Origin of the sequence: Paraburkholderia humisilvae (assembly GCF_902859855.1) — a bacterium.
Lineage (GTDB): Bacteria > Pseudomonadota > Gammaproteobacteria > Burkholderiales > Burkholderiaceae > Paraburkholderia > Paraburkholderia humisilvae.
Genome location: NZ_CADIKH010000048.1, coordinates 35,625 through 48,676 on the forward strand (window position 1 = coordinate 35,625; position 13,052 = coordinate 48,676).

Sequence of the window (13,052 nt, forward strand, 5' to 3'; positions counted from 1 at the left end):
ATGCCACGCAAACGAAAGGAAGAAGTAACGGTAGAACCGGGCAAGGGACTGAACCTGGACCCGGAACTGATCAGACAGCTGGTTCCCGGCACGCTGGACCGGGCGACGATCAACGAGCAGCTTGCCGCGCTCAAGAAGGCGATTTTCGAGCGCGCGCTGGGTGGCGAGCTCACACACCATCTGGGCTACGGTAAGGGCGAAGCGAAGCCTGCCGGCAGCACCAACCACCGTAACGGCATCAGCCGCAAGCGGATCACCACCGACGACGACGCACTGGATCTGGCGATTCCGCGCGACCGCGAAGGCACCTTCGATCCGGTGCTGATCGCCAAAGGCGAGCGGCGCTTCACGGGCTTCGACCAGAAGATCATTGCAATGTACGACGCGAAGCTAGTCCCCTTGGGACGCGCGCGGCATGAGTGTGCGCGAGATCCAGGGCTTCCTGCTGGAGATGTATGCCATCGAGGTGTCGCCGGACTTCATCAGCACGGTGACCGACGCGGTGATGGACGAGGTGCGCGAATGGCAGCAGCGCCCGCTCGATGCGATGTATCCGGTGGTGTTCTTCGACGCGCTACGCGTGAAGATCCGTGATGAAGGCGTGGTTCGCAACAAGGCGCGTGCAATGATTCCGGCCATCGCGCGCCGCGAAATCGACCAAGGTGCGGTCTTAACGTACGAAAAAATCCGTTTCTTGAGGCCACCCCTACACAAACCATCGATGAATATAATAGCACGCTCGTTCGCTAACTTTAATTATGTCAAATAATCGCTGCGGGTGATTAAGAGGGTCAGCTATCCGACCTACCTCCCCGAATTGCCCAATATTGGTCTAGCGGTGACCTGCCAGCAGCCGGCACGCTTGCGACCCGTCAGGCTTGTGCAGCATAATACACATTATCTGCAACATGGAGCCGCACATGGGCAAAGCACTCGAAGTTCGACCGCGTAAATCCACCAACGTCACCTTGCCGCCGGAGGTGCTTGAGCGGGCCAAGCAGCTTGGCATCAATCTTTCGCGCGCGAGCGAGCGCGGCGTGCGTGAAGAAATCCAGGAGGCGGAGGGCCTCCGTTGGGCGGAGGATAACGCAGAACTGGTCGCCGCTTACACGGCGATGGTCGATCGCGACGGGCTTCCGCTCGCAAAATACAGGACGTTTTAATGGCCAGGTTTGATCTCTACGCGAACCCCGACATTGAGACGCGCAAACTGGCACCTTACCTGCTCGACGTGCAAAGCACCCATGTCGGCATTTTGCCGACGCGGATCGTGATTCCTCTGCGACCTGTCCGACATCTCGCCTTCTCCGGTAAGCCATCTGACCTACTTCCCGTGTTCGAAGTCCACGGCGAAGAATGTTTCCTTGATACGCCTGCCATGAGCGCGGTCCCCCTGAACGCTCTTGGCAAGTGCATCGGTTCCCTTTCAGATCGACGTGAGGCCATTCTCGCGGCGCTCGACCGGATCTTCGGCGCATACTGAGTCAATAACCGGGCAGCTTTGTCCGCAAGGGTCGAGCGTCGCATCTGCAAATCAAACTCAACTCGCTTTAATAGCCAGCTCGCTGTTGCGCCCCACCCTGAAACCGCCTCAGGAAACCCTAGATCGGAGATTTGATGCAATTTGACGAGCAACAGGAGAGACTCAGGCAAGATGGCGAAACTATACGTCCGGGTCCACCAAGCGTACTTGCGAAGATGTTAGCCGTGGTGATAGGCGCTGCGCTGCTCGTTGTGGGGTTCGCCGTGTCGCTCGTGATGTTGGCAGTGGTGCTTGGGGCAGGCATCGCGATCGGCGGTTTTGTCTGGTGGAAAACGCGCGACCTGCGCAAACAGCTTCGCGAGCAGACAATGCGCGCACATGAGATGCGCGAGCAACAGGCGCACGAACGCGCGGGCCAGCTCATGGATATCGGCGACGTGATCGAGGACGTCGAGTTCCACGACGAGAATCGACAGAAATAAGCTAGCGCAGATCTGGAGTTGATTCGCGGTCTCTGCAACGAATTTAGATTGGCTAACTAAATCTATTGATTAAATCTATTGATTCGATTTTCGCTCACTCCAAGTAACAGTTGAGAAGACTGACGCTAAGTAAACTAGAGACGTATTTTTGACACCAATTTCACACGTTGCACAAACATAGGATGCCTAATATTTCTGCATGTAAAAGTTCGTGCGGGCTTTTTCTTTTTTTCCAGTCTCATCCGCGCTTCGCCGCCGCGATGGACCGCAAAAACACACGCGGGCATCGAGTGGCACCCGATACGCCGAGGGGCTCGCACAAAGGGCTGGCGCAAATGACCGCCAATGGACGGCCTGGGCGACCCGTACCCGTCATCGCCGCCCCATCTCGCGAACGCTCAGTTGCTTCGTGGGCCTCCCGTCGTCATGAATGGCCTCGTGTTTGCTTATCATTTCAGCGACATAGTGAATGGCCGCACGCGAGGTTTGCAAGGAACCGATTAGATGGTCAACGAATTCCGCATGCGCGTAGTGCGCTATTACCGTACTCTCTCGAATTGCGGTCGGCAGGCTGTCATGTAAGACCGCAAATCTGTGCGTTGACGCGTGGCGCATCGCTCTTTTAAGTTCAAGATAGCCGCCGTCCTGGATATCCCGCGCCAATTCGGAAAGAGCGATCAATGCCGTGTTACCCCGCTTCACTTCGTGGTCAACTGGACTTTTCCACCTCAAGATCCCTTTGTTCTTTGTGCGCTCGAACCATGTCGTCACGAAGTAGACCTTGTTGGAGTCGCCCGCCAGTTTGAGATACTCGTGGGCCAGTACAGCAACCTTGTCCAGAATGTCGAGGCACGCGCGCTGCGCTAGCGTCATGAGTGCAGTAACGATTCCATACTGGGCAAGATCTTCGGTGTCTGAATAGCTACCGCTGTCCACCACATGATCATGAAGTGCCTGAAATGCAACATGGCGTGCCGCGAGATAGTCCGACTTCAGCGTATTAAACATCGCGAATAGTGGCGGTGGGCCCTTGATCGCGTCGGCTCCATCAGAAATGCCATCCAGCACCAGTGCGTCCCATTTCTCTAGCGTTAGGTCGAGCCCCTCGATGCTATCGGCAAGAAATAGACGATATTCAGCGATAAACCGCTGACACGGTGTTGCGTCAGAAAAGTCCGGCACATCGAGCGCTGGAAATTCATGATGGAAAGACTCTGCCAGCTTCTTAAACTCCCATTCACTGACCAGTTCCTTGATGCGAGCCGGATTCTCTTTCGCCGCTTTGAGATGATGTACGGCCACCGCTACCATCGTCTCAGCGCCCGGCCCATTTCGCTTTGCGAAGCGTAGCAACAGGCTGGCTGCATGGATCCTGGCTACGCCGTTGTATGGATCAAGTTCAAGCGCCTGGCTGTAGTGGTCGTAAGCCTCGCTAAATCGGTAGGCATCTCGGAGGGTGTTTGCCAGATTTGTATGCGCTTGCGCCCTCAGGTTCGCGTCAACGGCTCCCGACGTCGCTACACGAGCATAGAGCCTCCGCGCGGTCGCTCGATCCTCCATGGTCTGGACATACCAATCCAAGGAATTGGCCCACAGCAGGTTCGCTCGCGCCATAAGTGCATTTGCAACGTTGTAGCCGAGGACACGCTGATCAGGGAAGCCTGCGAACAGCAGCTGAAAGCACTCAAGTCCCTTTTCCACGGCTCCCAGGTCGCCGGCAGTCTTTCCGGCATCGACCAATATCCCTGCTGCAAGCAACATTGAATTGCCATCACGACCTGACACGTCGATAACCGCTCTTGCGCGCGCCACTGCGGCGGCCGGGTCGACATCGAAAAGTTGTTTTAACTCATCAGCCAGATCGGAAAACTGTTTTTGCGTGAGCCCCATCTTGTTTCCTTCACTTGTCGCAACAGTCACCTTCTGTCATTCGTCGGTTTGATCGCAAAACCCGTCGTCAGACTGCGCTCGACCTGCCTTTTGAGCGACGGCGCAGGTGCTATCACCGGGCGGCAAATCGTCGTGTGTGGTGGCGGCTTCCCTTTAAGTTGATTCACGCAATCCACGACACACCAGAACATCCCGACGGTCTTCGTTCCGCGCCCCGACGCTGAAAAAGACCATGACACGTCGCCATCGCAGCCCGGCCTCTCAGATAACCCGTGAGATAAAAACAGGATGCAATCCAGAGGAACCCGCAGAACGATATCAGTCGTTGATCTGACCTGTCGACCAATCACCGCTTTTCTACCATGAAGTCATGAACTGTCAGGTACGCTTCACCTAGCGCGTTCAAAAATAGACGCAGTCGATAGTAATCCACCTCTCCGCTGCTGTTCGTGTAGGGATAAACGTCTTCTGGATCGCGTTGCGGCGAGCTGAATTCGTCATCAGCCCTCATCCACGGAAGTGAGTCCGGATCTTCATCCTCGTTCTCTTCGTAAAACTCCTCATCCACGTAGGCTTTGGCCCATGGAAACAATGCGCTCGCGAGCGTCCGTGGAGTAAAGCCGGTATATAAGACGTGCCACTGCCGTTTCAGCGCTTCGTCGCCGTGCTTGTCATAGACATACACCTGAATTGGCGATCTTCCCAAACTCTTGTTGATCCAGTCCTCAAGCTCAACGCACACTTTTCCACCACTCACAATGTGGCGCATCAATGGCTCATCCATCGCAAGCCGGCGCAGGCGCTGTTGTGCAGAGGTGCCATCGAAAAGCGAGGTCAACGCGCCGATGCTTTCCGGGCCCAGGCGATTCCGCTTCGGTATCTGGATGGTCCACGTGTTGCCCGCAACACGGACCTCACTCGGTTCGACGTGAACCCAGTATGTCGCGTCCGTTTGTGGCAGGTGCAACACGAGAATGACGGGAAGCGAATGGTTCGACCAATAATCAAGGTGGGTACGGCTGCCCCGAAATTCGAATGCGTCGCCCTTCTCCTTGACGTGACTCGGACCTGCCTTTATTTGGACCGCCATCAGGCGACCTGTCGGATTCCCATTCAGAACAAGCTCGATCTGGGCGTCGATGCCCATGTCGACGACGAGTTGCTCACGGAAAATCCATCCCATTTCGCGCATTACGATGCGTTCTACGGCGTTCACACCGATTCGCTCTGTCGAATTGAATCTCGCCATCTCTTTGCTAGTCGAAAAAGAAGAGGGACTATTGAATGCCAAGCTTATGAAAGAACGCCCGGTTCCTGATTTCAGCGTCGGCAAGTATCTTTTCCCAGCTAAGAACCTCAATGTATAGATTGATGTTTCCTCGCCACGAAAAATAACCGAGTCCGTCCGGCAAGGGCTTAAAGTCCTTTTCATCGTGGAGCCATCGTTTCACCTTTGCGGTCAGATCGCATATAACGTAGCCGTAAAAGGGCGTGGTCTCGCCGACGTTTATGTCTCGTCCCTTTGGAGTACGATATCTACCAGCCCTTATAGCATTCACATATCGAACAACCTGATCGACCGGGTCTTCCTTCGACGATGGGTTAGCGAAATCGTCTCGCCCAGGCCGCTTGAATTCAAAAATTGTTACCGGATTGCTCGCCGCGTTTTCCGCCCTGAAAGCCACCGGATGATCAAAAGCTATGATGTCTGGTCGCTCCGTATTCCCCCCATTTAAAGGAATGTCAGAGGCCAAATAAGTCGTGAAAGTTAGTCGCTCGTCGAGGATCCACAAGTTGTGTGATTCATAGCCGATTTCCTCGCTGTCCGTCTTCGTGGGGAAAATCACGTCGTGGACTGCTCCTTCGGACAAGTGTGAACCTCCCGGAGCCAATTCAAGACTCCGCTTGAAAAGTTCCAGGACCTGTCGTCGAAGCGCCACGTAATGGACCAGTTCGTTCTTGCTCGTTTCCGACACCTTGTCGACAAGATCCCGGGCGCGTTGTCTTATCTGGTTCGGATCATCCGAAGAAAGCACTGCCGCGACATCTTCCCTTATACGCACCTCTCTCTTGAACTGTTCCCTGTGCAGTAAGGCGTCCATCTCCGTCTCGGTCGCGGCTGAGGACAAGATCGAAGCGTCGACGCTTTTCATTAGCGGCTTGTACCAGGGCGCCTGCTTTTCGACGTAATGCTGGAGCCGTTCGCGTTTACGTTCCTGCCTTGTAACGACCTGTTCGAGCACGGCCGCCTTCGTCAGTTCAGCGGCCTGTACCTCGATTTGAGACTGCGAGATGCCGAAAATTAGGTCATTGTCCTTCTGAAACGAAAAGGACCCACGCTCTAGCAGCACGTTGTCATCGAGGTAGGGGCCAAAGACGTACGCCTTTAGAATGTAGTTTCGACGCCTGCTTTGGTCCCCACCCGGATCTTCGACGAACTCGTCGGCGAATTCCGGGATGTAGCTAGCCAGAGACGCTTCGGTCACTTCACGTTTGTGTGCGACCAGGCTCAACTTGCTGACCTTGTTTTGAGGCGATAAGAACTTGAATACCCTCACCAGAAATGTTTGCTCCCCCGCAGCCCCCGGCAGGGAGAAAGCCGAGACGGGAAGGGGGACCTCGTGGACAATCGCTCCCGGGCTATCGATGTAGTCGTTCAGTACAATCAGGCCAGCGCCGTCCATCTCAGACAACTCTATCTTCGCGCACACGTATCCATTCGTTGAGAAGTACGGGAGAAGCAATTCAACCAGTCCGCGTGCAAGGCTTGCCAGCTTTCGAGGCAGCTTGCCCGTTCGCTCGGATGCCAGGGTAACAGTCGTCCCGGTGGCAGGCTGCACAGGGTCCGAAAAACGTTCATTGATGATAAGGTCGTTCTTCTTGCCCATTTCAAACTGGCGACGGCTCAATCCAGCCCCGACGTATGTGCTGTCGATTCGAACATCGTCGAAATATCTGAGACAGGTGAACCGGCCAAAGCCCTTCCCACCCTTCTGTATCTTTCGATCGCTATAAAGCGTGTCAAATGATGCGCGATTCTCGTCGGTAAAGCCGATCCCGTTATCCTCGATCAGCACATCGACGATCCTTGAGTCGCCCTCATCCAGTTCCATTTCCTGCTGAGCCGAACGGCGCACCTTGAGTCGGATTAGTCCATCGCTCCGTTGCGTTTCTTCGATAGCCTCAATTGCATTGACAACAACCTCGACGATCGGCGTGAAAACTGTCGTTGTTGCACGGATATTGTCGATTGCGCGTTGAATGTTGATATTACTCATCGTCTATGTCTGGCTCGATTTAAGCGAAACCGATCGGCGATGGCCGATCGCGAACAAACGGCGGTCCCCACGTTGCTTACGACGGCATCTGAGCTCACGTCCCAGCTTGCCCGATCTCGTAGCCTGATCGTCAGGCTACGCTTGCTTGAGTCCCGGCGAGCGCTCCATCATTTCCCGGCGCCTGCGATCCGTTTCGTCATTGAGTTTCTTCCGTCCGGCGAAGAATACGCGTGCCCTCTCCACGTCAGCCCTCAATTCATCGGCAGTCGGCGACTCGGCGGGAGCGTCCAACGACGCGTCGTGTGCTGCGAACTGCGAGCAGCGGGCCATGGCCTCATGAATCTCCATGTAGTGCTCGTCGCTGATAACGACTGCACGAAGCCGTTGCGTGGAGACTCCCGGCCGAAATCTCACAACGGTCTCGTTTAAAACGCTCTCTTCGACACCCCGCTCCCACGTCTCTCTCAAGCGGCCATACCCTGTCCGAACAATTGACTCGCTCCGCTCCGGTTCCCCGCTTTCCGCCGCAGCGTCAGCTTCCGTTGCCATTGCCCGGATTCGCTCCAAGCGCTCGCTGACTTTCGCCCCCGCAAACGGCAATTCTGCAAAGACGAGGCCCGTTCGCCGGCCAGCTCGACGAACGCTCATCGCGTGAGCTTCTATATGCTCTCTCGCCGCAGCGTCGGCGAGATGGTTGGCGAAAGCAAGGTCATGGGTGAAGACGATCACCTGGCGCACGGACGCCTCTTGCGCCAACCTGCGGGCGACGCGCTCACGACGCGCGTGATCAAGTGACGACATCGGGTCATCGAAGATCACCGCTCCATGGCCTGGCACGAGAGACACTTCAGCCATGAACGTCGCAATCGCCAATGCCCGCTGCTCCCCTTCGCTGAGCACATCGCCGACCTTTTCGGCGCCGGCAGTGTCGAGCTTCACCTGCTGCCGCGCTCTCCCTCGTTCCATACGCGTAAAGTTCCGGATCGGCACGTGTCCGACTCCCAGTGCTTCGCACTCACGCGCGAATGCAGCCTGAGCCTCCACGGATACCGCTGCGGCATGAAGTATCTGCATTTTCCGGGACACGAGCCCAGAGTCTGCGGCCCGGTGGGCAACTGCCAGTTTGCCCTTCAGCGTCAGGTCGTCAGCGGTCGCATTGACCTGCTGCAAGCGACCCGCGAGCCGTTGTCGGGACTGCAGATCCTTGAGCCGCTGCTCACTCTGCTTGCGCGCTACCGCCCCCGCCAGCTTGTCGAATACTGAAGCAGTCTCCTCAATTTCACGCGAGAAGCCACGCAGTGTCTCGGCCAGCGGCGCCGGCGCAGGCGATATCGCATCGAAGTTCTTCGCTGCCCACGAGTCGACCAGTTGGTTTTTGCGGGTCATGAGCGCCGCGCCGGCATTTGCGAGCACCTCTGCGAGCCCTAGTTTCGCCTGCCCGATTTCGTCGGCTAGAGCGCGATCGTTTATGAGGCCTTCCGGATCGACCTGACCCACGGTCGCGAACGCAGCGCCTGCGTTTTCTCTTGCGGCATCCGCGACCTTTTGTGCCTCCTGCTGGACAAACCATTCGAACCGCTGCATGCGATCCGCGGCGGAGGCATCGAGCTCTTGCTGGCACAGGACGCATCGGGCGCTGTCGACGTGTGGAAAATCGTGGCCCGGATATGCCGCGATCCCGGAAAACCTCCGCGCCGCGTCAAGCAACACGCGCCACGGATCCGATCCTGTGCCTGGCAGCAGATCGCCCTCGGCGACGAACACGTCGGCAGCCAGCTTCGCGGCGGCATCGGCTGCGATTGACGCCTTGCCCAGAGCAATCGCCGCGTTCGCTTTCTCATCCGAAAGAGCCGCTTCCACCTTTTCCCATCGCGATGCGAGGCCATCAACGCGCCCTTTGAATCGCCGCAGTTCGGCTGCGCGAGCCGACGGGTTCGCTTCAGCCATTCGTGCGGCCAGTTCGTCGCTCTCTTGGGCCTCCTCCTCCGACACAGTCGCAAGATCGTTCATGTCGCGCCGGAATTGCGGCAGATGGAACCTCTTGTCGAATTGCGCGAGAAGATGCCCCACCACGTGGTCGCCGAGTAGGTCAGAAAATGAGGTAGATGACGCCTTGATCGCATTCATTTCTGTGTCCAACCGCTCGCGCAGTTCTACACACAGGGCTGCCAGCCCGGTAAGCACGTCGAGCCCGCGCGGCGTATACGCGACTTCGCCTTCTGTGTCGGTAAATGCCCGCGCACAAAGGCTGTCGAACACGGCGACGCTTGCCAGTTCGGCGGGAGGCGGTTCCCCCTGCCGCCACACGAGCGTCTCTGTTTCGGCTCCCTTACCTCGCCTGATTACGATTTCGGCGGACGATGGGCGGCCTGCGCCTACTGCGAAGACGTCCCCGAGAATGGCGCCGCCCGTTGCCCGCGCCCTGCAGGCCTTGCGCAAGACACGCGAATATCCCGATTTTCCGGCGCCGTTATTTCCGTACACAACGGTCAAACCGCTCTCGGCGAATGGTAGCGACTGGTCAGACGCGATGGCATTGATGCCACGCAGGTTACACAGTGCAACCAGCGCGATCGGGTTGCTCTCTGGCATTTCCGCCGGGATCATTGCGCGCGCCAGTGGCTCCGGAACCCGGTCGCTCAGATCGTCGATTCCGGCGGCAGCCTTCAAGAACCCAAGAATGACATCGATCTCCTGTGGCTCGATTCGACCATTGGCGAACAACCGACGCGCTGCGTCGGAAAGCCAAGGCTGCTGCGTATCCGTCCATTCCACAATGCGCTCGACCAGCATGTGGTTGCCCCCGTTTTGTTTTAGTCCTCGGAGTATAGCGTCGGAGGATCTTGAAGACATAAGCGGCCGCCGCTTCCTCACGCCTAAGCCAATTCGTCGAACGGCAGCGCGCAGCGCGCCAATTGGTCGTCGCGATCTCAGTCAGGTGTCTCCGTTCGACCACGTCCAACTGCTCGAGCGACAAGCTATACACGACCCTCGAAATGACGGCGGCCCGGCGCTGCGACCCAGCGTCGCCACGGAACAAGAGATACCGCGTGGAACCTCAACGCCCCTTTAAACGTTCCGAAAATCCGTTGCCCGGTCAATCAATGTCCACAAACGAAGGCCCGGATAGCCCCAACTATCCGGGCCTCCACTTCCTGGCGGCAAAGTATGGAGACGGCAGCGCTGAAATGACGCGAGTCAAAGCTCTCATTCCGTTGGCGACAGTCAAACTGTCAACCTGGCGGGGACTTCGTCTTCCGCAGACGTTCGCTAGCCGCTACCGAGATCGCCCCGCAGCTCGGGCTCGATCTCGTCGATCGACGGCAACGTGGTCTCGAGGGATGCGGGTATCTGGCGCAGCAACTGGTATTCGGCCACGCCCATTGGCCTGGCGACGGGCGACAAGCCGGTTTTTCTCCTTGCACATCAGCAGGCCGATGGTCGGATGGTCCTCCGGTGCCTTGACCTGCGCGTCGACCGCTGACAGGTAGAAATTGAGCTGCCCGGCCAGTCCGGTTTGAACGGCGTCGTCTTGAGTTCCACGACGACGTAGCAGCGCAGCTTCAGGTGATAGAACAGCAGGTCGATGAAGAACTCATCGCCCGCGACCTCCAGCCGGTACTGTCGACCGACAAAGGCGAACCCGGCGCCAAGCTCCAACAGAAAGCGGGTAATGTGACGCGTTAGTGCCTGCTCGATGTCGCGCTCCTGCGCATCCTCAGTCAGACCCAGGAAATCGAAAATGTACGGATCTTTCAGGATGTCCCGCGCGAGGTCGGACTGCGCAGGAGGCAGCCGCTCGCGGAAATTCGTCAGCGCGCTGCCGCTACGCGCATGGGCATGTGTTTCGATCTGCATGACCGGGATGCTGCGCGACCAGCCGTGTTCGAGCGAACGGTGCGCGTACCACTCGCGGTGACTCCGGTCGTCGAGCCGGTCGAGCAGCGTCACAACGTGCGACCATGGCAATAGGCTGTTGCACAAATTCCGGCTCCGGCCAAGCCTGCGCAAGCGCACGCATGTACTTGAGATTACGCGGTGAGAAGCCGCGCATGTCCGGAAAGGCGGCCTTGAGGTCACGCGCGAGTCGATCGATGACGCCTGCGCCCCACCCCTGCCGTTGCTGCCGATCAAGCACGTCACGGCCGATGCAGCGCATTGAGCGCGCCCGACAACGCGCGGTCGCGAGCGCCAATCGCGAGCTGGTGTCGCTGATTGCGTTTGGTACGTTAAAATCGGGGTGGGGCACTTTGTGCTTACCTGGGCGGGTCCGCCGGGTCAATTGAACAGCGGGGAATGCCATGCACGACGATGACCAAGATGATGACGTTCCGCTCGCAGACCGTCCGCCGAAATGAAAGTTGGTCCATTCCGGAGGTGAAACTTGTACCGGCGCAGCCATGCCGAGCCCATGTGCGTCAGAACAGCTGCGCCGCAAGCGCCGCCAGATTCTTCCATTTCACCGTGCTCCGGAAAGCGCGGCCATCATCGTCGAGTGACTCGATGATCACGCGCTGACCGCGCGCTTCGGCCACCACCCGCACCACCCGCTCCCCGTAGCGCATCAGCACGCCGATTTCCGGGCAGACCGCCTTCCGTCGCCCGCGTCCTGTGCGGCTCATGTCTTCGCGCCGCGCTTGCGAACAGCCGCTTTCGTCGGTCCGGAGGACTGCCGGGCCGCGCGCCGCGGGGCACGCTGTGCCGCACTCCCCACACCGGACGCCTTCTGCCGCACCACTTCGGGTTCCCGTGCCTGGGCCGCATGGCTCGCCCGCATCGCTTCGAGCCGGCCCTCCAGCATCCCCGCCTGATGACGCAGATCGCCCACCTGGGTCTGCAGCAACTGGATCTCGCCCTGCGCCCGTTCGGCCTCGCGCACCGCGCGTTGCTGCGCGCTTTCCATGGCGCGCTGCAGGCGTGCATTCGCGCTGCGTTCCCGCTCGATCTCCAGCAGGGCACGCTTCTCCGCCGCCCGCAGGCGCGTCCCGGCCAGTTCCGTGCTGGCGCGCTGCCGGTCGAGCCCGGCAGCGAAATCAGTGCGGGCCTGCGCCAGGGCCACGTCCCGCTCGCGCAGTACCTGTTGCGTACGCGTCAGCTCGCCCTCAAACGCATCACGTGTCGCGGCGGCGGCCGCCTGCGCCTGCTCGAGTTCCTGAATGCGAACCTGTGCGGCGAGCAGGGCAGCCGTACGCTGCCCGAGCGCCGACTCCGTACGCGCCAGATCCGCCTGCAGGGTGGTGACCGAAGCCTCTGCGGCGAGCCTGGCGGCTTCCACCTCATCGCGCAGGGACGTGAGCGCATCCTGCGCCGTGGCGCCGGCGCGCTGCCAGAGGGTGGCCACCAGCTCGCCAGCGGCATCACGCAGTTCCTCGGGCAGCCCGGCGTGCTCGATGCGCACGCGGCTTTTCTCGCGCAGCCCGGCCCAGAACCCGGCCAGGACCGCCACCGGCGTGCTCATGCTACCCCGCCGGACCAGCTGGTAGAGACGGTTGGCCGTCGGCGTGACGCCGTGGCGGAAGAACAGCAACGCACAGACCTCCCGGTAGAGCTCGCGCGTTCCCGGAAATTCGGCCTTCAGGCGCTCGATTTCGACGCGCAGGCCGGCTTCGTCGGGGATCAGGTCGGGCATGGGTCGTCGGGAGCAGTGATCCTGATGAATATTACAACGTAAACCGGCAATTTTCTACTTCATCGGGTCTGAATTTTGACATTAATCCTATAATGTTGAAAACTTGGAGCAGAGGTGCAAGAATCGCCGCGTGACACCCTGAGGCCCGTCCAGATTCCATGAAAACTGCACTGATCGCCCCGCGCCCGCTCGACGTACTCGACCTGCCCGATGAGCTCGACGGTCGCACCGGCGTGAACCGCGCCACCGGCCGCCGCCAGATCAGCGCCGATGACGATCTCGCGGCCGTG

The 13,052-nt window shown here is 58.8% G+C and carries 9 protein-coding genes and 2 pseudogenes; 3 read left to right on the top strand and 8 right to left on the bottom strand.

Annotated elements, in window-relative coordinates; all coding sequences use genetic code 11:
• From HV796_RS31895 to HV796_RS31905, 3 genes and pseudogenes are all read left to right on the top strand, one after another.
• Positions 1-619: pseudogene (locus HV796_RS31895) on the top strand (transposase); the annotation flags it as partial.
• Positions 620-920: 301 nt separating this feature from the next.
• Positions 921-1,163, top strand: a complete 243-nt coding sequence (locus HV796_RS31900) for a type II toxin-antitoxin system CcdA family antitoxin (RefSeq protein ID WP_246356145.1) — start codon at positions 921-923, stop codon at positions 1,161-1,163.
• On the top strand, positions 1,163-1,483 hold the full coding sequence (locus tag HV796_RS31905) for a CcdB family protein (protein ID WP_175231868.1): 321 nt from the start codon (positions 1,163-1,165) through the stop codon (positions 1,481-1,483). The genes HV796_RS31900 and HV796_RS31905 overlap by 1 nt, the downstream gene beginning before the upstream one ends.
• Before the next feature lie 218 nt (positions 1,484-1,701).
• Here HV796_RS31905 and HV796_RS31910 read toward each other — a convergent pair whose 3' ends face one another.
• The 8 genes and pseudogenes from HV796_RS31910 to HV796_RS31945 form a co-directional block, all read right to left on the bottom strand.
• Positions 1,702-1,944, bottom strand: a complete 243-nt coding sequence (locus tag HV796_RS31910; protein ID WP_175231870.1) for a hypothetical protein — start codon at positions 1,942-1,944, stop codon at positions 1,702-1,704.
• Positions 1,945-2,337: 393 nt separating this feature from the next.
• Positions 2,338-3,855, bottom strand: a complete 1,518-nt coding sequence (locus tag HV796_RS31915) for an LA2681 family HEPN domain-containing protein (protein WP_175231872.1) — start codon at positions 3,853-3,855, stop codon at positions 2,338-2,340.
• A 346-nt stretch (positions 3,856-4,201) separates the two neighbouring features.
• Positions 4,202-5,071, bottom strand: coding sequence for a DUF4365 domain-containing protein (locus HV796_RS31920; RefSeq protein WP_175231874.1), 870 nt, complete (start codon positions 5,069-5,071; stop codon positions 4,202-4,204).
• Between the two features lie 61 nt (positions 5,072-5,132).
• A complete protein-coding gene (locus HV796_RS31925; RefSeq protein WP_175231876.1) occupies positions 5,133-7,133 on the bottom strand; it encodes an ATP-binding protein in 2,001 nt (666 codons plus the stop codon).
• Positions 7,134-7,268: 135 nt separating this feature from the next.
• Complete coding sequence (locus tag HV796_RS31930) at positions 7,269-9,926, bottom strand: AAA family ATPase (protein ID WP_175231878.1); 2,658 nt, start codon at positions 9,924-9,926, stop codon at positions 7,269-7,271.
• Between the two features lie 477 nt (positions 9,927-10,403).
• A pseudogene (locus HV796_RS31935) lies at positions 10,404-11,328 on the bottom strand (PDDEXK nuclease domain-containing protein).
• Between the two features lie 223 nt (positions 11,329-11,551).
• Positions 11,552-11,755: a hypothetical protein gene (locus tag HV796_RS31940; protein WP_175231812.1), complete on the bottom strand. Its 204-nt coding sequence runs from the start codon at positions 11,753-11,755 to the stop codon at positions 11,552-11,554.
• Positions 11,752-12,762, bottom strand: coding sequence for a DNA-binding protein (locus HV796_RS31945; RefSeq protein WP_175231881.1), 1,011 nt, complete (start codon positions 12,760-12,762; stop codon positions 11,752-11,754). Before HV796_RS31945 ends, HV796_RS31940 begins: the two co-directional genes overlap by 4 nt.
• Positions 12,763-13,052: the final 290 nt, after the last annotated feature.